We start from the raw sequence: 21,266 nt of genomic DNA, 5'->3' as shown, positions 1-21,266 counted from the left end.
GCGTCATCAAGATATCCCTTGGTCAGTTTTGTGAGATGTTAACCGACCTGTCGTAAGCCCGCCAGCCCAAACCTTCCGCCCGATCAAACGTGCTCTGGTTGATCCGTTGGAGATAGGCCAGATACGGGCGCTGATCCTCGGGCACATCATCCGCGTTCGGGTAGCGGTCGTAGAAGTTCGCCTTCAACAGGTAGTAGGCTGCCGTGCCCTTCTTCACCATCGCGTAGGCGAAATTCGGGTAGTGTTCGAGCAGGATATCGGCGACTGCCATCGCGTCGTGATAGCGGCCCTGCTTCATCAGATCCTCGACTAGGACAACCGCGATCACGGCAACGGATTCCTCGGCATCGACCGGGGTCAGGAACACTCCGTTGGCAATCGCCGCATCTGTAATCGGCAGCAGATTCCGATAGTGCTGGTCGCGGGTGACCCCGCCACCACTCGTGGCCTCCAGATTGTGTATGACGCCATGGTCATCGGTGAACTTCACGAAAACATGGAGCGGAGCCATGGCGGGTGTCACGTCGAGCCCGAGCCGCTGGCCCAGGATGGTGAACAGGAACGGCATAGTGATGCAGTTCCCGCGCCGGTCCTGGATGTAATCGGTGAGAAGCTTGTTGCGGACATCATCGCCGTAGGGGTCGTCGTGGTCATACGAAAACGCACGGTGTTCGTTCCACGGACCAGGCTGGTAGATGTACTGCCGGATGGCCTGAACCTTGTCCCAGCTGTTGGCACCGGGTGGCAGCATGCGCTCGATTGTCGCCACCATCCGGTCGATGTCGCCAAGGGCACGGTCCGCGTTGATCAACGGATCGATCATGCGATCCACTTCGATTTTCACGCGGGCGAAATCGAGGGTGTTCATATCGCGGGTAAACAGCTCACGTACATCGGTGCGTATGTCAGCAAGCACGGTGGTCGCCGATAGCAAGAAGGCAAAGAGAACAAAGAAAACACGCATCATAGAATGACCTTTCAGTCGGAGTTGGCCGAAGAAGCTGTCAGATTGCAAGCCCGCACCGCCAAATACGAGGCAAAACCGCTCTTCCAACCTCTTAGACCAGATGAGCGTTTTGCGGCAGCGCGCGTTGCCATGTTTTTCTTGGCGAACATGGATTTGTTCGACAGAGGAAATGAGCATGAACAAGACACTTTATGTGGGACTGGATGTCCACAAGGATACGATTGCAGTGGCCGTAGCTGAGGATGGTCGCGGAGGTGAGATCAGGTTTCATGGCACCATCGTTCATTCCGGGGATGCTGTACTGCGGCTGACCAAAACGCTTGCGAAATCCGGGATGATCCCATCTGGCATTGCCAACTTGTTTGTACGCGGTTGATGGCTGTTTGGCCCGCGTCCGTCAAGCGGCCATCTCGAGAGCGTACCCGTTCCAGAGGTCAAAAGCATCGGCTCTGGCGTGTCGGTAGGAGGCGGTGGAGAGTTGATAGCGGCGGGGTCGAAAGACGGTGTTAATCTAGTCGTGAGCGGCAAGGAACCTTTGCGCTTGCTTCAGCGACTTGAAGCGACCCATGAGCTTTTCGCGCTTTCGAGTGGGTCTGTGTGATCCTTCGATCCGATTGTTCAGCCTTTTGTGTGCTCGGTGATCCGCATCCGGTGCGAGATCCCGTATCGGCCTGAAGTAACTTCGCAACTTATCCGTAATCACAACACGGGGCTGGCAGAACTGCGAGATCAACCGCCTCAGAAAGCGCCGGGCCGCCTTGGCACTCCGCCGTGGTTGGACGAGGATATCAAGAGTATCTCCGTTCGCATCAACCGCCCGCCAGAGCCAGCATTTTCGACCGTTGATCGGGATGACCACTTCGTCCAAATGCCATTTGTCGGCTGCCCCTGGCCGATCTCTCCTTATGCAATTCGCGAAATGGCCGCCAAAGCGGTTGACCCATTGCCAGATCGTTTCCCGACTGACCATCACACCGCGCTCCGCGAGCAGATCCTCAACATCGGCAGTGCTGAGTGTGAACCGATGGTAAACCCAGACAGCATAGGCGATGATCTCGCGTGGAAAACGACAGCCCTTAAGGCGGGGCATCTTGGACGGCATCTTCATGCGTGAGACATAATCAGATCACACCGCGCAAACAAGTTGGCAATGCCCCATACGTCGATCTGAAGGTGGAGGGCCGCGACAAACCGTTCCGCGTCTGGGGTGTCGATCTGCCCAACCTGATGCAGCGCGAAAACTTGTCAGTCGGTGACACGGCCACTCTTGCCCATGACGGCTACAAGAGGGTGACGGTCAGCAAGATCGATCCAAAGACCGGTGAAGAGAAGAACATCGAGGCAAACCGGCGAGCCTGGAAAGCATCTGACATCGAGTGTGCGCCGCGTGAGGAACAACACGGGCTTGAACCACTGCAAGAGGCTGCGGGTATCAAAAGGGATGCGCCCCAAGACCGGCCCGAAGAAAAGGGCCAGCAGGACCGTGCCGTCCGGCAGGAGGTCTCTGTTGAAACCGGCGTTACCGGCGTCATCGTCGATGCCAAAGAAGCTCTGGCGCGCCCTGATGATCCTAACAGAAAGTCCTTCTATGTGGATATGAAGATCGAGGGCAAAGACGAGCCGGAACGGATCTGGGGCACCGCTCTGCAGGACCAGATGACGCGGAACAATATCTCTATCGGTGACAAAGCCACGTTCGTCAAAGCGGGCAAAGAAGAAGTCACACTTTCACGCCGGAACCCTGAGACCGACGAGCCGGAACGCGTCAATGTCACCCGCACGGCCTGGGATGTGAAGAACGTCGATCGACAGATTGACCGTGATCCTGCGGCGCAGGGAGCGGGAAGAACGCGCCAAGGGCGACCGGAGCGTACGCCGATGAGCCGTCATCTGAAAAGCACGTTGAATCGGGTGTTCGGAGGGCAATTGCTCTCCGATCCCCTCTTGTCTGAAATCGTCCTGAATCCAGACGGCAGAATCTGGATCAAGCGCAGCGGTGAGCCCGCCATGCGTCAGCTGGACGAGCGCATGGGTGAAGATGATGCAGAGGTGCTTGCACATGACCTTGCTGGCGGTAATCCAATTTCTGAAAAAACATCGCTGGCCGGATCACAGTTTGAAATCGACGGGTCATTGTGGCGGGCGCAAGTCGCGGTCAAACCTGCCGTTGAGGCGGGCGTTGCGTTTGCCTTGCGCCGGGCCGTGGCAAAGCAACTGTCGCTTGAGGATCTGATGCAGGGCTTGCCGGACCTGGACGCCAATATGGACGATCTGAAATCTGGAGTTGATCCCGCCGATAAGGCTGTTTTTGATGCATACGAGAACAAGGGCTTTGGAGATTTTCTGCGCGCGGCCGTCAAGGCCAAATGGAACATCCTGTTATCGGGCGGGACATCCTCCGGCAAAACGACCTGGTTGCGCGCCTGTCTTGGCGAAGTCAACCACTCAGAGCGGATCATTACCATCGAGGACGTGCTGGAAATCCGGCCAAGCCAGCCGAATGCCGTGTCTTTGGTGGTCAACAAGAACGCATCGAGCAGTGACCTCTTGAAAGCCTGTCTGCGATTCCGGCCGGAGCGGATCATCATGGGGGAGCTGCGCGGCGCCGAAGCTTATGACTTCCTGTCTGCTATCAACTCAGGTCATCCGGGCGGGATTTCCACGCTGCACGCCGCGTCACCGGAATCCGCACTATCGCGCCTGGCCCTGATGGTTCTGCAGGCGGATACCGGCCTGACCTATTCCGAAATCCTTGAATACTGCCGCTCGATGATCGACGTCATTATCCAGTTTCGGAAAACCGGCGATCAGAGGCGACCGGTCGCTGTCAGGGTATTGCGGCAGAAGTGAAAATTGAGACCAAAGAGCAGAGGAGAATAAGAAAATGGCATTGAGTTGTGGATTTTGTGGAAGCGAAATCAAAGGCGGCTATCGCGGTTGCTCAGCGTGCGGTGCCGTCTTGCGCCGACCGCCGCTGGTGACCATGCTATTGCGGTTTATTCTGGTTCTTGTCGCCGTGTCTGTCGTCGGTCAACTTGGGCGGGCGGCTGAGAAGGCAATAAGCCCCTATTCCGAGGTTTTGGGCAATATCGTTGGCACAGTTGTTGTTGTTTTGGCACCCGTGGCGGCAATTTGGTTCCTAGTCAAACAATCAATTTGCACGGCGCTGGTACAAACCACGCGTTTATCGCTGACTAAGATTGGAAAAGTAACCAGCCAGTTTTGACCTGTCACGGTTTGATGTTGCTCCTTTAACCACGTATCGAACCGCAAAGATTCGCACAGATGGCATCACGACCAACCGTGGAATACCATGCGGTGTAATGCGCTCGGCTTTGACAACATGCCTGCCGCGTAAACAGTTGGATGCCGTTAAGCGTAATTCGTTACAACTAAGTGTCATGACGGCTCGGCGATAGAGGCATGTACATTATCTTTCGGCTTCCAGCGCCAGCTCTTTTGGGCAGTCGAACTGTCATAAACGCGATCTATTCGCTCAGGAATATCCCAGCCCCGCGCCGCATAGGTGTACAGTAACTCCGGGATTCTCTTTGCGATCACTGACCGAGCATCATTTCCGAGTGCGGGAGCGTCAGCGCGCTTGAATGGCGTGGTAGCGCAAGCGATTAGGGGGGTGCTTTCAAGATCGCAACAAGCTGCCGCACTGAAATGGGCAGCTGCGGCATCGGCAACGGTGATCCCACGCGACAGCCTATAAAATGTAGTAAGGCGCGGGCCTTCATCGAAACATCGGCCTAACCTAACAATCGACGCCCTGAGGCGGGTTCCGGTCGCATCGCGAACTTTTTCCTCTGCGGCCAGCTTCGTCTCATGGTAAATTGTGCGCGGTGCGACTTGCACATTGTCATCGATCCAGCGCGCAGGTTGCTTCGGTGCAGAACCGCCGCCGAGCAGCGCAGTTGAACTTGTCAACACCATTCGAGAAACACCCGCCGCCGCAATAGCCTGCAAGACAGTGGCAGTGCCTTTCAAGTTGATTGACCAAAATGCTTCATCTGAAGCAGCTCCAACATGCGGTGCGTGCAATCCAGCGCAATGGAACACACAGTCCACACCTTCAAAATGTCTGATGAGCGCGTGAAGATCTCGGATATCGGCTCTGATGGACAATGCGTCTGGCATCATATCAATAGCAATGACCTGCAATCCACGCCTGCGGGCAAGGTTGCAAATGCCCGCACCGATGCGCCCCGCACTACCGGTCACTGCGATGGTGCGCAGAGAGGTCATTCTCGCCCGCTCGCTAGCTCTTCAACTAGCCAGCTTCGAAAGGCTTCTACCTGAGCTGGTCTATGTCGATCCTTTTGTTCAACAAACCAGTAGGATATGCCGGTTCTGAAGCGGCCTGGAAATGGTGCAACCAACTGGTTCGTTGCCAAGGCATCTTGTGCAAGGGTTTCCCATGCTAGAAACACGCCCAGTCCCGCAATTGCGGCGTCTAGACACAAAGCCGCATCAGAAAGCTCGGGGCCATCTCGAAGCTGTTCTTCCTTCATTTCGTTTGGACCCAACCATACGTTCCAGTCAAACATCGCATTTGTATCCCGGATGATCGGAACTTGCTTCAGATCTTCTAGGGTTCGCAATTGTTTGGCCAGATGCGGTGCACAAACAGGGAGGACACGCTGTGGAAACAACTCAGTCGCGAAAACACCCGGCCAATTACCAAATCCAACACGTACGCATGCGTCTGCGTCTTTAATACGTAGATCAACGAGATCGATAGACGCGTCAATACGCACTTTAATACCGGGTCGCGCAGAATAGAAGCGATCAAGCCGCCAAACCAGCCACTTCCCGGCAAAGATGGGAGGTACTGCAATTGTAATCGCATCGGATCGTCTATCTGTCGCGACGGCGACACCCTGCGAAAGCAAGTGAAATCCTTCGGTTAAATTGTTGGCAACTTGCTGGCCAATTTTGGTTAGGATCATCCCCTTCGGACTACGTTCGAACAGGCGGCAGTCCAGTTGTGCTTCTACTTTGATAACTTGCTGGCTCACCGCGCCCGGCGTCACGCCCAGTTCCAAAGCTGCGTCGCGCAGACTGCCTTTGCGCCCCAACACCTCAACCGCCCTAAGGCCCTTTAAGTGAACTTCGTTTAGCTTTTTCATATAGATTTTCTATACTGTGTTCGACTTAAGATCGATGAAATATCTTGGATTTTGTGTTTTTATCTAGAAATGCTACACTTAAACATCAACCGTTTCCGAAGCTACATTGAGTGTTTGTTGGATGGAAAACATGTTGGGGTCGATAACAATGATACCTGTTGGCGACGTGACCCACTATCGCACCCCGATATCAAAAAAATGAGCGTAAGAGAGGTTGCAGACTTGCCTATCGATCCATGCAGTATCAATGATCACTGATTGAGGCCCGATTGGTCAGGAGCTGTGTATCTGGACATTCTCGGGAACAAATCAGAAACACTCGATCAACAACCCTCGTCTCCCGGCTGCCAGAATACCAATTGGTCGCCGGTTACATTAATTAGATGAGGCCTTGCATGACCGAAAACACAACGGAAATTGGTAGAGAACTATCTGAATACTTGAATCCGGGAATGGAAGCCGCATTGGGATCCAGATACGGTCACCTATTTCCTGGTATGGCTGGGGGTGTAGTGGATTTTGCCTATGGTCGCCAATATACTCGACCAGAATTACCCCTGCGTGACAGATACTTGGCGACAATAGCGGCGTTGGCCGCAGTTGGTGGACAGACGCGGCCTCAATTGAAAGTAAACATTGCGGGAGGTCGGAAAGCAGGCCTTTCCCAAAAGGAAATCGCAGAAGTTATCTGGCAGATGGCATTGTATGGTGGATTTCCCGCAGCCATTAATGCCTTGAACGCTGCGCTTGAGGTGTTTGAGGCGGAAGCATGAATGTAGTGGCACAATTGGGTACACTCGCAGGAGACGTCTGCTCCTATGATCGTTCAGTTCACCAGGTCGTAACTCAAGTTGAGCCGCCAGAAATCGCGTGACCGGTTCCAGGATATCTCACTTGGCGTCAGCAGACGACCCGGATAGCTGCAGTGGCTTTAGATTATCCGAGCTCGGGCGCGAAATCATCGCTATTTCTGGCTCAGATTATCTGAGACTCAAATCAGCGTTGTGATTCCCGGTGGCATGAAAGCCAAACCGTTACACAGACTTTAATCAATTCCCATCTTGCACCAGCGGGGTAGCCTCATCGTGCTGGGAAGACTAAAAAAACGCTCACTAATGCGTAGGATTCTGCCCCTTCCGGCATTCGACCTCATGTTCACTACTTCGGCGCCATTCATGTGAAACAGTCTCAGAACGGCGCGTTGATGCGCCTTGTCTAATCCGCGATAAGATCCCATTTCGACAACTAACAGGGCGCCCATCAAGGGTTGGAGCGTCCATCCGTTCTTGATGGATTTGCACGTGGATCGGAGATCACGGAAGAAAACTGGTTTTGCGAACTTCGGAATTCGTGTTTCAACCAGCGCCCGAAAGCATGCGTTGCTGCGGTTTTACCGTTTGATCCTAAATCCGCTAACCAATACGCCTGACCCGTCTTAACTGTCTGGGTAAACGGAACAACCAAGTCACCATTATCTAACGCATCGATAGCTAGTGTTTGCCAGACTAGAGCAACACCCATACCAGATGAGGCTGCCTCCACACATAGGTCTGGAGAAGACAGCTCCGGCCCGATCTTCAGGCTCAAATCTTCGTGGCCGGTCGAACACAACCAGTGTTTCCAAATATCCGACCGACCCTGTTCGACTATGATTGGCAGTTGCTCCAGATCCTTGATACTGGTCAGCTTGGCCGCAAGCGCCGGGGCACAAACTGGAAACAACTCGAGTTCTATCAGGGGTATCATATTTAAGCCGGGCCAGTTTCCGGTCCCGAAGCGAATGGCAAAATCGTACTGACCTGAGCCGAGGTCCGCAAGTTGCACGCTGGAATCGACGATAGGGCGAATGTGCTCGTTCTGCTCGCAAAACCTGCCAAGCCTGGTAATCAACCAGCTCCTGGCCAATCCCGGTGTCACAGTCACTCGCAGGGAAACAGGTGGCGAGTCGCTCAACGAAGCGATAGCCGAATCGATCCGCTCGAAGCCTTCTGATAATTCGGCAAGAAAGTCCTTACAATTTGCAGTTGGGATGAACCCATTGGACGTTCTGTCGAATACTCGGTGGCCAAGTTGTTCTTCGATACGCACAACCTGCTTGCTGATTGCGCCGGGAGAAACACACAGCTGAGCAGCTGCTTTGTTCAATGTACCATGTTGATTTATAGCTGATAATGCGCGTAATCCATTCAATTGATACTTGATGAGATTATCCACAGTTCCTCCTTTGTTCCAGTAGAACATTCGTTTGAGGTTTTGTCGATTGCTCCGTTCGTTACCCAAATCCTATCTTAAAATTGGCTGAGACTAAGTCTGTAGGTTCTCTCAATGAGTGTATTTGTCAAATCAAAATAGCATCTGGATTTCATTCTACTAAGGAACTTAGTGATGAAGTGCGCCGTTGTTGGAACTGGTTTTGGAGGTGTTCACGTTGCATGGCTGAACGATCTACCGGGGGTTGATGTCACTAGTCTGATCTACCGCACAGATCGTTCGCGAGCGGCCTCCTTACAAGCCGTGCACAATATTCCAAATGTGTTCGAGTGTATCTCAGATGCACTTCAAGCCGGTCCACTGGATTTCATTTCGATCGCTTCGCCACCTGAAACCCATGTCGAATGCGTCCGTTCAGCCATTGCGTTTGGCGTGCCGATTGTCCTCGACAAACCGCTGGCACAAAACCTAGAAGAAGCCGAGATCATACACGCCCTTGCTCGGACGCAAGACACGCCTATCTTTGTCTTCTTTCAGTGGCGGTTGCACCCAGCGGCTCAAAAACTGAAGGTGTTACTGGATCAAAACGCACTTGGCGTTGTGACGCACGTCGATGCCACGTTCGACCATGATTTCCTTGCAGGGAACGAAACCAACTGGCCTTGGCGTCATCAGGAGACCTCCGCCGGAGCAGGCTCGCTTAGCGATATGGGGGTTCATCTGTTTGACCTAGTGCGGTTTGTCACTGGTCAGGAATGGACCGTTGTAGGAGCACTGATCGGAGTTGCTCACCTCCGGCGCCGGGCGGGGGCGCGGATAATTGAGTGTGCCGCTGATGACTTCGCGCAAGTCTCCCTCCGAGCCAGTTCCTCTCCTCTAACCGCCCGTGTCACGACATCCCGAATCTCGATGGGCCATCGGTCAATCGCGATTCGAGTCTATGGCGAAGACGGTGTAGCTGCGGTCACGTTCGACCCGGAGACCGGTGCCGCTTCCCTCTTGGTTCAGACAGTAAACGACACCTGCACCCAAGATATAGAAAGTTCAAATCCCTACGAGATGATCCTCGAATCCCTAAGTGGTCAAAGCCGAAACGGCACCATGCCAGCCTGTACTTCAGACGGTCTTGCAGCCCAGAAGCTGATGGCCGCAGCAGTCCTTGCAGCAAAACCTGCATACCTAACCAAGAACTAGGAGATCACAGAAATGGTACAACCAATCAAGCTTGCCGTTGCCGGCGTCGGAAACAATATCTCCGCCCTTTATCAGGGTGCCGACTACTACCGAAAAATGCGAGCGCAAGGCCACTCAGAGGACGCCAGCCTGGGTGTACGCTGTGAAGACATCGGCGGGCTGCGAGTGGAAGATATCGAATTTGTTGCTGCATTCGATGTGCATCCCGAGAAGGTAGGCAAGACTTTTTCCGAGGCCGCTATCGCCCCACCAAACAACTACCCACTGCTCGACGTCTCACTGACCCAGTATGATTTCAAAATTGAGCAGGGCTTTACCCAAGCGAACCTCACCTCAGAAATGTCTTTGGCACATGTTACAGACACTCTACGAAAATCAGGTGCTGAAGTGCTGCTGTACTCCTTGCCGACAGGTTTGCAATGGGCCGCTGAGGCTTATGCGAAGGCAGCGTTGATTGCCGGGGTCGCGATCGTGAACTGCACACCAGAAAAAATCGCGCGCGATCCCGAGATACTGGCTCGATTTGAAGCAGAGGGCTTGCCTTGTGTCGGTGACGATCTAGCAAGCCATCTTGGGGCTTCAGTCGTGCATCGCACGTTGCTTGGGCTGCTTGGCGATCGCGGCCTGACGCTGCGCAGCACGTACCAACTCAATTTCGGCGGTAACGAGGATTTCCGCAACCTACGTGATTGTGGCGCCAGCAAGGCGGAATCTAAGATCAACGCGCTTCGCCAGAAAGGGCTAGAAACAGACAAAATCCAAATCATTCCCTCGGCGGGTTATGTCGATCATCTCCAAGACAACAAGGTCGCAATCATCAATCTTGAAGGCTACGGCTGGGCCGCACGCCCAGTGTCAGTGGACCTCAAGCTCAAAGTGCAGGATAGCTCGAATGCGGCAGGGGTGATCATCGATCTGATCCGGATTGCCGCTCTCGCGCACCGCAAGAAGATCAGCGGCTTTCCGTTGGCGGCAGCCAGCTGCCTGAAATCACCCTCTTGTGGTCACGAGAACATCACAGCCACGGAGGTTCAGCAAGCGTTGACGGATTTGCGTACCGTAGTCGAAACGGCAGCGGAATGAGCGTGCTGTTTCCATCAAAACTCTCGCAACGCGGTGCCGCCCGCGTTGCAATCCTCGGCTTCGACGGCGTGGATGAACTTGACCTATTCGGGGTATACGCAATCCTGTCGAAGGCCGGTAATTCGAAGATAGCGCAAGTTGATATCTGGTCTCGCACGGGCGCCATTCGTGCAACCGGCGGCGTCGAAATCAATACCCGAAAAATGGATACGGGGTTGGATGAGTGCAATATCCTTATTGTCCCTGGTGGAAGCGGCGCCCTCACAGCCGCGAAAGCTGGCCAACTGGCTGATGTGGTCAGGCAAGCTCATCGTAGAACGGCACGCATCTATTGCTGTTGTTCTGGAGCATTGATTGTAGCCGCTGCACTGACACCTCTGGATGGCCAGATGGCTATTCACAAACGCAAACAGGATGATCTGCGGACGTTCTTTGGTGGTGAGATTATCGGTGGCATTGCGGACAGTCGCGGGATCTTTTCCATCGGTGGACAATCCTTTGAAGGCGTAAAATCAGTAATGCTTGCCTTCCGCGTCCTCAGCGACCTCGACGATTCACTGCCCCCTCAAATTGCAGAACGCACCGAAATTTCTTGGAGTCACCTTGATGCCTGCGTCTGAAATGAACATTAACGAGCGCGGTTGGGTGCTAGTGACCGGGGCAAGTCGCGGGATCGGCGCGGCAATCGCATCCGCGCTTCACCAAGACGGGCACGGCGTAATTCTCTGGGCGCGGGGCAGCACGGAACTACAAAGACTTGCTGACAAGCTGGACGCGACCGGGACCAGCGTGTGCTGGGCGTCCACAGACGTCGGCGACGCGCAATCGGTGGAGCGTGCTGCCGATCGAACACTTGGAAACACCCGGCCGCTAAAGGGCGTCATTCTGAATGCCGGTCACGGACGGTGGCGCGCGCTCAGCGATGTCACTCTCGACGACTGGTCAAGCACACTGTCAGCGAACCTTACCGGAGCTTTCCTGACACTCCAGGCGGCCATACCAACGCTGGACATGTCAGCCTATCCGATTGTTCTCGGCATGCTGTCCGATAGCGCTGTATGTTCGTTTCCCAACCGTGCTGCCTATGCTAGCGCAAAAGCGGGCCTGGAGACGCTACTGGAAACCACGCGACGCGAATATCGTAGCAAGGGCGTGAGAGTTTCGCAAATTTACCCCAGCCGCGTCGATACATTTTTTTCGGGCAGCTACGAAAGCGCACAACCGGGCATGCGGTCTGATGGACTTTCGGCGGATCTGGTCGCTGATACCGTGCGCTGGATCTTCAGAGTGCCGCACATGGTCGAAATTCGAAAGATCGAGCTTTCCTCCATTAACGTAACCTTTGGCCTAGAGACGGAAACATATGCTGACGCAAGTTAAGAAAGATGTCTTGATCCCGAAAGGACACTCCAAGCCGGTTGGCGCATATGCACCGGGCATTGCCATTCCAGCGTCAAAGGGTCGTTTGGTGTTCATCACAGGACAGGTAGCTACCGACGCGCTGTCGAACGTGCTTTGCCCGGACGATCCCGCTGGACAGACCCGTGTGGTCTTTGACCGCATCTCTGCCGTTTTAACTGAAGCGGGAGGAACTTTGGACAATTTGGTTTCGATCACAATCTACGTCACTGACCTATCCCACTTCGCTGCAATTTCCGGTACCCGAAACGAAATTCTGAAGAATGTGACCCCAACCAGCACGCTGGTCCAAGTTGCGGGCTTAGTCGAAACCGGCTGTCTGGTCGAAATCTGTGGCGTGGCACTGGTCTGATGCAGGATATTGCCATCATTTCTGAACCGACAATCGTTAGTACATTACGGGAAGCTTCTGCTCAGACCAGAATCGCGTCTATTGGTGCTGTCAACTACGATGAGATTTTCATCCTGCCCGGAAAAATGCGGGATGACGGGGCATCTTATGTCACCGAGAAACGCCTACTCGCTGGCGGCCATGCGGCCAATTGCGCATCGGCTCTCGCCCGTCTAGGGGGTTACCCAGCCGTCATGGGTGCGGTCGGTCGAGATTCCCTCGGAATCTGGCTGATCAAGGATCTGATAGCGCATGGCATTGATGCATCAAACGTCGCTCAGGTCGATGCACCTACCGGACGCGCAATCATACCGATTTTCGATGACAGCCATTTCATGATCCTGGAGCGTGGTGCGAACGATCACTTCGTACAACTCGATCCTACGATTCTTGAACAGTTTGATGCACTCACTGTCTTTGATCCGGGGCTTCCGGCACTCGAAAGTCTGATAGATATTTTGTCAAAGTCAAAATCGCCGCCTGCAATCTATTGGACCCCGGGCGGGCGCTATTCGTCACACTCTATCCTACCGCGCATGTACCCTTTCCTGCGTGCGCTATTTCTCAATGCGGCAGAGGCGGAGGATTTTAGGCAACATCACCAGAACAGCATTGCTGCTCATCCTGAAATCTTATTGATCGAAACCCACGGTGCCTCGGGCGCAACATGTACAGCTTCAGGATGCTTGACGCATGCGCCGGGCTATCTGACCAACTGCGTAGACCCGACAGGTGCTGGCGATCATTTTGCTGCTTGCTTCATTCTCGCAGATCAGGCCGGTCTTTCCCTAGATGTCAGCCTGCGGTTTGCCAATCTTGGGGGGATGATCGCTGTCGAAACTGTGGGCGCTCGGGCACAAGACCTCACGCTAGACCGTATTGAGGTTGAATTCCTACGCAGAAAGCTATTCCAATGACCGCTATCTCATACCAGAAGACGGTCGCCGGAACTAGTCGCCAGCCCACTGCTCTTGAAAGCAGCGCAGACGGGTGGCGCGGACGCATTGGTATCGAGTTCACACCAGAGCGTGCGCTCGCCATTGTGCGGGCGATCATCGACCAGCACACGCAGGACCGATGGCGACGACCATCCCGCGTACTTGTGGGTTTCGATTCTCGGCATCTGAGCGAACAGGTGGCTCAAATGGCCTGCGTTGCTGTACGACAGCGCGGCCCGCATCATGAGGTCACCTTGGTTCGACATCTTCCAACGTCTACTGCATCTTTTCTGGTGTCACGTGAGTATGACTTGGCGATTTTGGTTACCGCCAGCCACAACCCGGCAAACTGGAACGGGATTAAAGTAAAGATTGCACCGGGAATCTCAGCACCTCCAGAATTTGTTGCTGGAGTCGATGCTCGCCGCGGCTCCCCCGCGAAAATACAATCCGACGAACACAGCACGATAACCACGACACATGACGCGGGCGCATTTTTGAAACGCCACGCGAAAGCAGCCGCTGCCGCTTTTCCAACTACTTCTAAAAAGCCATTTCGCGTCGTGATTGACGGGCTCGGCGGAATTGCTGAGCCCGCACTTAAAACAGTCGGCGCCCATTTGGGTTGGTTCATTCTTCCAAGTCACCGAAAGATCGATACGACGTTGTGCGACCAAGCCCCCGACCCATCGAAGGCGGAAGTCTTGCGAGAGCTATGTGCGCGCACTGTTTCTGAAAAAGCCGATTTCGGTTTGGCGTTGGACGGTGACGGGGATCGAATTTTTGCCATCACGCAAGAGGGTGACATTGTTCCCAGCCACGACTTGATGGCTCTGTTAGTTATGCACGCAACACACAGCGGAAAGCCACTTAGCAGGATTGCAGTGACCCAATCCACCGGCCTGTCTGTACGGCGCGCGGCGGATGAAATAGGCGCTAACGTCATCGAGACACCAATCGGGTTCAAATATATATCGAAATTGTTAAGCGACGGACTGATCGACGCTGGCGTTGGAGCTGTCGGAGACATGGCATTCCGCTCGTACACATTAGATCGCGATCCACTCTTTGTCGCAGCCCATCTGTCGCAGTTGCTTAATCACTCGGATGTACCGCTATCCACCGCGCTTAGTCACCTACGGCTTCGACTAGGCACTACGGGTCTCAGTTGGATCGAACTGCACTTGCCCGAGACCCGCGGCACGCGCCAGGAAGAGCTTGACGTCGCACTAACCCAGGCTGCCCATGTAGTGGGCATTGCCCCGGATCTTCGCGAAAGATTGTCAGGTGGTGCAGTCAGACTGCGCGCTGCGAGCGGCGCTTGGATCATGCTTCGCCCCTCCACAACCGAAGGCGGATTGCGCATTTACGGCGAGCTGTTCAACTCTGCACAAAATATCACTGAGGTCAAGGCGGTGATAGCACGCCGCCTTTCCGTATAGAGATAAGGGAGAAGACTATGACACCCACTTTGGGAATTATCGGTGGCACCGGGTTTTATTCCCTGCTGGACGACGTTGAGGATGTCAAACCTGACACCCCCTATGGTCCGTCCAGTGCACCAGTTAGCCTCGGTACGATTGACGGACACAAAGTCGCATTTCTGCCTCGCCACGGGCGCAATCACGACTTCCTACCATCCGATGTACCGTACATCGAAAACCTTGCTGCTATGAAGGCCCTCGGCGTGCGTCATGTACTGGGCTTCAACACTGTAGGCAGCCTACAATCAAATTACCGCCGCGGTGATTTCGTGGTTACTGATCAATTCGTCGACCGCACCCGGCGGCGGAATGACACCATATTCACGGGCAACGAAGGCGCGCATATAAGCTCTGCCTATCCCTATTGCCCCAACATGCGATCCGCAGCGATTGCGAGCTTAAAAAAGATCCACGCGCCCTATCACGATGAGGGGACAGTGGTGGTCATCGAAGGGCCACGCTTCTCTAGTGCTGCTGAAAGCCGCTGGTTCAGCAGCCAGGGCTGGCACACCGTGAATATGACCCAATACCCTGAGGTCGTCATCGCTCGCGAAATGGAACTCCGTTACGCCAACGTATCGTATATCACCGATTATGACGTCGCTGCAAAAGAAGTGGTTGGAGAAGACGCTGCCGTGCCTGTTTCGCATCGTGGCGTGTTGCAGGCGTTCGCCGCTGGAAGCCCTCGGGTCATGGAATTCATCCGCGCGATGGTCGTCGCTGTGAGTCAAATCGAAGACGATGACGATGGATACGATTTGGAAGAGGCGCGCACATGACTGAGACCTTGCTGTCATTAGGGCATGCCGCACTTGCGCGTGCGCGCGATGAAATGCCGGTGTTGGCGGCAATCCGGGCCGAATTGGGAGAGGATCGCCCATTGGCGGGCGCACGCGTCGCCGGCTGCCTGCACTTGACGAAGGAGACCGGCGTTCTGGTGCAATTGCTTCAGGCGGCTGGAGCGAACATCGCATGGACAGGAGGCGACGAGGTTTCGACCCAAGACGAGGTCGCAGTCGCATTGCGAAACGACGGTATCGCGGTCTACGGCAAACGCGGGATGACAACACAAGAAGTGAATACCGAAATTGAAAACACGCTGGCCCATCACGCCGATGGGCCAACCATAATCATCGACAATGGCGCACGCCTGATCCGCACAGCGCTCGATCAGCCTAAACGGTTCTCAAATCTGCGGTTCGTCACCGAAAAAACAACTGAGGGCTGTGCCGAATTGCGTGAGATCGCACTTCGGCGCAAGATTGGCCTGCCAGTTTACCTCGTGAATGACGCGGTTACAAAATGGGAGGTTGATAACACATTTGGCACCGGTCAATCCACGCTGGACGGTATACTTCGGGCAACCGGAAAACTGATTGCTGGAAAGTGTATTTGCGTGTGCGGCTATGGGCACGTGGGACGCGGCGTAGCCATGCGAGGGGCGGGACAAGGCGCTCGGGTCATTGTGGTTTGCCGCAGTTCGGCTACGGCTGTAAGGGCCACGCTGGACGGGTTCCAGGTGCTTCCGTTAGATCAAGCGATAACCAAAGCCGACATTCTATGCACTGCAACCGGATTTCCTGGGATTGTCAAAGCCGAGCACCTTGCCCTTGCCCGCGATGGAATCACTCTGTGCAATACAGGACATTCGGTGACGGAAATCGACGTAGAAGCGCTTAGCCATGCAGCGGACGCGATCCATCGGGTCTCCAGCACCATCGAGCGATATCAGATGCCGGACGGGCGACAGATCGACCTTATCGGTCGAGGAGGTTTAGTGAACCTTTCCGCCGCCACGGGCAATCCAAGTGAGGTGATGGATGTCACCTTTGCCAACCAAGCCCTTTCGGTGCTCGAAGCTGCCCAAGCCGGTACAGGCTTGCGCCCGGGATTGCACGACATAACGAGCGAGCAGGACGAAAGCGTGGCCTTGCGCAAGCTGAATGCCATGGGTGTGCGCTTTGACAGCATCAGCTTGGAGAGAGAGACAACATGAATAATGTTCAGTTTACAGATTTCGTAAACGATCCCCAGCACCGACTGGAGCGAGCCGCTAGAGAAATGCCGGTGTTGGCCGCCATCGCACACCGCCTTCAAGGTGACAAACCCCTAAAAGGTCATCGCATCGCTCTCTGCGGTCACATCACCGAAGCAACATCTATCCAGGTTCGGACGCTTGCAATGCTTGGTGCCGACATCGCTTGGTGTGCCTCAAGCACATCAACGACAGACGATGCAGTCGGCACGTTGATGCAACATGAGATCAGCCTAGTCTGCGGCGAGCGGGGCATGTCTGAGCAAGATATGCGCGATGGCGTTACCCAAGTGCTTGAGCATTGGCCGAAAGGCCCAACCATTGTACTTGACGAGGGCGCGCGGCTTATCGGGCAGCTTCATCAGGAAAATTCTACGGCGTCACAAGTTTGTATCGCAGCTGAAAAAACACCGGAAGGGATTCAGGCGATTAAGAACCTCGGAGCGGGGCTCACAATGCCAGTCCTGATGAGCGACATGTCCATCGGGAAACGTCTGGTGGATAATCCACACGGAACAAGCCAGTCAATATTGCAAACTATCATTGACGTAACGCGGGAACTTATCGCTGGGAAAACGATACTTGTCTGCGGTTTTGGACGCGTGGGAACCGGCGTCGCCAGCAAGGCACGTGGCTTGGGTGCGCGCGTGTTAGTTGCCGAGACCAGGCCGACTCGAGCACTGATTGCCACACTTTCAGGCTTTGAGCTGCTGCCGCTGGCTGAGGCCCTGCCGCAGGCGGACATTGTGCTGACGGTGACTGGGCAAACCGGTGTAATCGCTCAAAACATGTTTTCGCATCTAAGCGACGGGACAGTATTGGTGAATGGCGGACACCTGCCGCTTGAAATCGATGTCCCCACCTTGTCGAAGTTGACTGAAAGCGCGCCATACGCCTCTGGCCTGACGCAACATCGGTTCGAAGACGGCAAGACGGTTTACCTGATGGCAGACGGTAACATCGCAAACCTCAGCGTCGGAACTGGAAACCCAAACGGTGTCATGGACACAACATTTTCGAGCCAAGTATTGGGGCTGCTCCACGCCACTGGCGAGAACCTTCAACCCGGACTGTACTCACTTCCAGACGACAGCGAACGCGAGGTTGGACGGCTGATTGCAGAAAGCCTCGGTATCAATACCTCGGGGTTAGATTTGCCAGCTAGGGTACGCGCATGACTAAACGTCTGCCTGATAATTTCACCCTCACTATTATCCGCCATGCACAAACCCCTACGAACTTAGATGGCACGTTTTGCGGCACCCGCAACCTTGCATTGACACCTTCGGGCAAGGCCATGGCGTGTCGGCTGCACCTTAATCCGCTGGTATCTTTTGCACCCGAGATATGGTGCAGCCCCTATAAGAGGGCGCAGCAAACCGCCGAATCCCTCGCCCAATCACTGAAAATCCCGAAGATTTCTAGCGATCAAAGATTAAGCGAACGTGACTTTGGCAGATGGGAGGGCCTCCATAGCGACGACCTTTCCGATCTGCCCGCCTATCAAAGCTGGAAGGCTGAGCCTTATCACAACCGCCCGCCGGACGGTGAAACCGGGGCCGAGGTGTTGCAGCGCCTACTAGCATTCCTCTCCCGGGCCTTGAACGAAAATCCGCAGATTATCGTTGTGACGCATAAAACACCTATTCGTCTGCTGACAGCTCACTTGATGGGAACGCCGGTAGCGGTGTTTCGCACATTGCCAGGATTTCATGTCTCGTCAGTCGTACGCATTTCGGCACAGCCAAGACAAGGCATCCGGGTCTACGGGCCGAGCACTTCCCATCTTCCTCCCGCTTGGCAGATCGACCCAGACCGAACGAATATTCAAGAACTTAAGGGTACCATAACGAATGCATGAGGCTCCAGAACGCCCGATCTCGGCACCGATCTTGCTGCTCGCTTTCAGTCTTGCACTACTGCATATGCCAAGCGGGATTCCAGCGCCGTTTTACCCAATTTTTCAAGACACCTTTAGCATTGGCGCGAACACAATCTCGATGTTTTTTGCCACCTATATTCTGGGCGTTGTGATCGGACTTATCCTAGCGCCTCGAATCCTATTCTTTGACTACATCCTGGTCGTGGCCTGTATGCTGTCTATCTTTGGAGACCTTGCTCTGTTGCGGTCTTCTTCTGTTCTGGAAATTTATGCGGGCCATTTTATCCATGGCATCGTGCTTGGGGTGTTTACAGTTGTCATCCCCGTCGTCCTGGGCCGGATTGATTTTTCCGGCGAAGCCAAGATTGCCGGGCGACTGACCACCTCCGCCAATGCGGTCGGGCTGACCGCAGGGCCGCTGTGGGGCGGTGTAATGTTAGCCTATGTTCCTTCGGGCGACACGCTGGTCTGGTGGCTACAGATTGCCATGACACTTTTGATCACACCGTTTATGAAGGTCTCGTTGCCCAGAGTCCCGGCACAAAACACGGGCCTTACCTCAGAAGGTCTGAGTCGGTCCTTCAGAGACGCCCTTACCCTGGCAGCGACGATGGTCGGCTTTGTTGCTTTTGCGTCAGGTGGGCTGCTTGCTGCGCTCGGCTCGGTTTTGGCAGATAGTGTTATGGGCGCAGAAAACGCCGCTATCCAGGGTCTTGTCGTGTCGCTTAGCTTCGCATTGTCAGCGGTGACCGGCGCAATAAAGCTGCGACGCCGAGAATCGGAAACGATTGCGATTGGCGTTGTTTTTGTTGCAGTGGGTGTCCTGGGTATGGCCCTAGCAATCATTTTTGCAAACCTTTGGATGTTTCTCGCTGCGGCTGCACTGACTGGCGTTGGACAGGGTTTTGGCCTTCAAGGCGGCACACAGGCGGTCAGCCAGCACAGCGATGCCAATCAGGCTGGACGCGCGATCGCCGCTTATTTCCTTTTCTGCTATGCTGGAACGGCCCTGTCGAGTTTTGGAGTCGGCCTGTTGATCACAGCTACGGATCTGGTGGCTGCTAGCATAACATTCTGTACCACGCTCTTCCTAATCTGTTTGATCGGACTGTGGGTTTCTCGGCGCGCAACTGCCCGTCAGATTCAGCCTGCCCCACAAAGAATCCAATAGCAACCATGAAGCAAGTGTACTCAAAATTGTTCAGCCCCTATGGTGAGCTTGCGCAGAAGCTGGCGAATTTGCTACCCGACTGCAGGGATGGCTCGCATGACAGTGGTCATCTATCGCGGGTCTGGCGGTTTGCGTGCCAGATCCGTTCAGAAGTAGGCGGCGACCCGTTGGTTTTGTTTGCGGCGGCGTTTTTACATGACTGCGTGCAGGTCGAAAAGAGTGATCCACTTCGCCAGTACGCGTCGCGCTGGTCTGCAAGACGCGCTGGTGAAGCCCTGCGCGATCTGAATTGGCCAGCTGAGCGCATAGATCAGGTGTGCCACGCCATTAGCGCCCACAGCCGATCTGCCCGCATTCCGCCGACAACTCTAGAGGCACGTATCATTCATGATGCCGACCGTCTCGATTCAACTGGCGCCATCGGGATTGCTCGTTGTTTCTATGTGGCTGGGCGGATAGGATCGGTGCTGTACAACCAGACCGACCCTACGGCACAGGATCGTACTTTAGATGACATGAGCAATGCACTAGACCATTTTAAGCTTAGGCTCATTTGCGATTGCAACTCATTTCACACCAAAAAGGCGCGGGATATTGCACATGACAGGATCGCGTTCATCGAACATTTTCAAAAGCAGTTCCTTGGTGAAATAGGGGATCTGAATCTGCTCGACCAATATCATGCCAACCCTTGGGGGTTGGCGCAAGATTTCATACAAAAAAACGACGCGAACCACCATATTTGATCTGCAGATTTCCGGCGCGGCAGTTTGGGCATGTCCGGTAAGTTCCACTATAGTTCTTCGAAACGCCCAAATATGATGGAGTGGACGCCTCCTCCCTCGACGGCATCGCAATGTGCCGTGCGCCAGGAAAGCCGTGGAAAGGAGAATGACATGAGCTGAAACCTTTCTTAGCAATCCAGCAGGTTCTACTCCTGCCCGGTAAAGGCGCAGCCCGCCAGCCGGAAGCGAGTCTTGCGTGGGCCTCGGCGACGGCGCTCATGAAGCGTAGACAGCGGGTGATAAAGCGGTGATGTAAGCCTCGAAATGCGAACTTGATGACGCCTTCGGTGTGGCACACCTGGGGGCAGCACCCAACCTGCCGGTACGGGCGAGGCAATAGGGGTCATCCGGGGTCTTGGACTGCCGCAGAGTCACGGGATGGATTGCCACGGAACCTGGGAGGTCCCGCACTTGCCCGCAGGGGCATAGCCGGAATAGGGAGCGCCGGCTGATCCAAAGGCTCCAGGCCCGTGGGCTGACCTGCAACCCCCGGGAGCGCTGCGGCGAGCACGAACAGGCAGGACCCTGCGGACCCGGCTGGCGAAAACAATAAGCCGAAGGGCATGCGGTG

21 protein-coding genes and 1 pseudogene are annotated in these 21,266 nt (G+C 54.7%); 17 read left to right on the top strand and 5 right to left on the bottom strand.

Annotated elements, in window-relative coordinates:
- Positions 1 to 22: 22 nt before the first annotated feature.
- Positions 23 to 967, bottom strand: coding sequence for a transglutaminase family protein (locus tag ACR3ES_RS21630; RefSeq protein WP_170635533.1), 945 nt, complete (start codon positions 965 to 967; stop codon positions 23 to 25).
- Positions 968 to 1,142: 175 nt separating this feature from the next.
- Here ACR3ES_RS21630 and ACR3ES_RS21625 point away from each other — a divergent pair, with 175 nt between their 5' ends.
- Positions 1,143 to 1,343, top strand: a complete 201-nt coding sequence (locus tag ACR3ES_RS21625; RefSeq protein ID WP_170438301.1) for a hypothetical protein — start codon at positions 1,143 to 1,145, stop codon at positions 1,341 to 1,343.
- 21 nt (positions 1,344 to 1,364) lie between these two features.
- Here ACR3ES_RS21625 and ACR3ES_RS21620 read toward each other — a convergent pair.
- Positions 1,365 to 2,075, bottom strand: a pseudogene (locus ACR3ES_RS21620) (IS6 family transposase).
- A 2-nt stretch (positions 2,076 to 2,077) separates the two neighbouring features.
- On the opposite strand from ACR3ES_RS21620, the gene ACR3ES_RS21615 reads away from it, so the two are divergent.
- Positions 2,078 to 3,817: an ATPase, T2SS/T4P/T4SS family gene (locus tag ACR3ES_RS21615; protein ID WP_480424484.1), complete on the top strand. Its 1,740-nt coding sequence runs from the start codon at positions 2,078 to 2,080 to the stop codon at positions 3,815 to 3,817.
- A 34-nt stretch (positions 3,818 to 3,851) separates the two neighbouring features.
- The gene (locus ACR3ES_RS21610) at positions 3,852 to 4,193 is read left to right on the top strand and encodes a hypothetical protein (protein WP_480426410.1); all 342 of its coding nucleotides are present in this window, start codon (positions 3,852 to 3,854) and stop codon (positions 4,191 to 4,193) included.
- 173 nt (positions 4,194 to 4,366) lie between these two features.
- Here the strand turns inward: ACR3ES_RS21610 and ACR3ES_RS21605 are convergent, their stop codons facing one another.
- Both ACR3ES_RS21605 and ACR3ES_RS21600 read right to left on the bottom strand, forming a co-directional pair.
- Positions 4,367 to 5,218, bottom strand: a complete 852-nt coding sequence (locus ACR3ES_RS21605; RefSeq protein WP_170437832.1) for an NAD-dependent epimerase/dehydratase family protein — start codon at positions 5,216 to 5,218, stop codon at positions 4,367 to 4,369.
- A complete protein-coding gene (locus ACR3ES_RS21600) occupies positions 5,215 to 6,102 on the bottom strand; it encodes a LysR substrate-binding domain-containing protein (protein WP_170437834.1) in 888 nt (295 codons plus the stop codon). The genes ACR3ES_RS21605 and ACR3ES_RS21600 overlap by 4 nt, the downstream gene beginning before the upstream one ends.
- Before the next feature lie 395 nt (positions 6,103 to 6,497).
- Between ACR3ES_RS21600 and ACR3ES_RS21595 the strand changes: the two genes are divergently transcribed.
- The gene (locus ACR3ES_RS21595; protein ID WP_170437835.1) at positions 6,498 to 6,875 is read left to right on the top strand and encodes a carboxymuconolactone decarboxylase family protein; all 378 of its coding nucleotides are present in this window, start codon (positions 6,498 to 6,500) and stop codon (positions 6,873 to 6,875) included.
- A gap of 487 nt (positions 6,876 to 7,362) precedes the next feature.
- On the opposite strand, the gene ACR3ES_RS21590 is transcribed toward ACR3ES_RS21595, so the two are convergent.
- On the bottom strand, positions 7,363 to 8,343 hold the full coding sequence (locus ACR3ES_RS21590) for a LysR substrate-binding domain-containing protein (protein ID WP_480634753.1): 981 nt from the start codon (positions 8,341 to 8,343) through the stop codon (positions 7,363 to 7,365).
- A 144-nt stretch (positions 8,344 to 8,487) separates the two neighbouring features.
- Here ACR3ES_RS21590 and ACR3ES_RS21585 point away from each other — a divergent pair, with 144 nt between their 5' ends.
- From ACR3ES_RS21585 to ACR3ES_RS21525, 13 genes are read left to right on the top strand one after another with little or no spacing between them, the layout of a single operon-like run.
- Positions 8,488 to 9,507, top strand: coding sequence for a Gfo/Idh/MocA family protein (locus ACR3ES_RS21585; RefSeq protein WP_170437839.1), 1,020 nt, complete (start codon positions 8,488 to 8,490; stop codon positions 9,505 to 9,507).
- Between the two features lie 12 nt (positions 9,508 to 9,519).
- The gene (locus ACR3ES_RS21580; protein WP_170437841.1) at positions 9,520 to 10,590 is read left to right on the top strand and encodes an inositol-3-phosphate synthase; all 1,071 of its coding nucleotides are present in this window, start codon (positions 9,520 to 9,522) and stop codon (positions 10,588 to 10,590) included.
- Positions 10,587 to 11,210 (top strand): DJ-1/PfpI family protein, encoded by a 624-nt coding sequence (locus tag ACR3ES_RS21575; RefSeq protein ID WP_170437843.1) that lies wholly within the window; start codon positions 10,587 to 10,589, stop codon positions 11,208 to 11,210. The genes ACR3ES_RS21580 and ACR3ES_RS21575 overlap by 4 nt, the downstream gene beginning before the upstream one ends.
- A complete protein-coding gene (locus ACR3ES_RS21570) occupies positions 11,197 to 11,970 on the top strand; it encodes an SDR family oxidoreductase (protein WP_170437845.1) in 774 nt (257 codons plus the stop codon). Before ACR3ES_RS21575 ends, ACR3ES_RS21570 begins: the two co-directional genes overlap by 14 nt.
- Positions 11,954 to 12,361, top strand: a complete 408-nt coding sequence (locus tag ACR3ES_RS21565; protein WP_170437847.1) for a RidA family protein — start codon at positions 11,954 to 11,956, stop codon at positions 12,359 to 12,361. Before ACR3ES_RS21570 ends, ACR3ES_RS21565 begins: the two co-directional genes overlap by 17 nt.
- Positions 12,361 to 13,317: a PfkB family carbohydrate kinase gene (locus ACR3ES_RS21560; protein WP_170437849.1), complete on the top strand. Its 957-nt coding sequence runs from the start codon at positions 12,361 to 12,363 to the stop codon at positions 13,315 to 13,317. Before ACR3ES_RS21565 ends, ACR3ES_RS21560 begins: the two co-directional genes overlap by 1 nt.
- Positions 13,314 to 14,780, top strand: a complete 1,467-nt coding sequence (locus tag ACR3ES_RS21555) for a phosphohexomutase domain-containing protein (protein WP_170437851.1) — start codon at positions 13,314 to 13,316, stop codon at positions 14,778 to 14,780. The genes ACR3ES_RS21560 and ACR3ES_RS21555 overlap by 4 nt, the downstream gene beginning before the upstream one ends.
- Positions 14,781 to 14,797: 17 nt before the next feature.
- Positions 14,798 to 15,601 carry an MTAP family purine nucleoside phosphorylase gene (locus tag ACR3ES_RS21550; RefSeq protein ID WP_170437853.1) on the top strand — a complete coding sequence of 268 codons (804 nt, stop codon included), beginning with the start codon at positions 14,798 to 14,800 and terminating at the stop codon, positions 15,599 to 15,601.
- On the top strand, positions 15,598 to 16,818 hold the full coding sequence (locus tag ACR3ES_RS21545) for an adenosylhomocysteinase (protein WP_170437855.1): 1,221 nt from the start codon (positions 15,598 to 15,600) through the stop codon (positions 16,816 to 16,818). The genes ACR3ES_RS21550 and ACR3ES_RS21545 overlap by 4 nt, the downstream gene beginning before the upstream one ends.
- A complete protein-coding gene (locus ACR3ES_RS21540) occupies positions 16,815 to 18,035 on the top strand; it encodes an adenosylhomocysteinase (RefSeq protein WP_170437857.1) in 1,221 nt (406 codons plus the stop codon). The genes ACR3ES_RS21545 and ACR3ES_RS21540 overlap by 4 nt, the downstream gene beginning before the upstream one ends.
- A complete protein-coding gene (locus ACR3ES_RS21535) occupies positions 18,032 to 18,718 on the top strand; it encodes a histidine phosphatase family protein (RefSeq protein WP_480424482.1) in 687 nt (228 codons plus the stop codon). Before ACR3ES_RS21540 ends, ACR3ES_RS21535 begins: the two co-directional genes overlap by 4 nt.
- Entirely contained in the window at positions 18,711 to 19,910 is a 1,200-nt protein-coding gene (locus ACR3ES_RS21530) for an MFS transporter (RefSeq protein ID WP_170437861.1), read from the top strand. Before ACR3ES_RS21535 ends, ACR3ES_RS21530 begins: the two co-directional genes overlap by 8 nt.
- 5 nt (positions 19,911 to 19,915) lie before the next feature.
- Complete coding sequence (locus tag ACR3ES_RS21525) at positions 19,916 to 20,656, top strand: HD domain-containing protein (protein ID WP_170437863.1); 741 nt, start codon at positions 19,916 to 19,918, stop codon at positions 20,654 to 20,656.
- The last annotated feature ends 610 nt before the right edge of the window (positions 20,657 to 21,266 follow it).

The sequence above is a fragment of the Ruegeria sp. B1 genome (assembly GCF_056535885.1).
The sequence above is the reverse complement of the archived record's forward strand: the minus strand, read 5'-3'. Positions and strand labels throughout refer to the sequence as shown.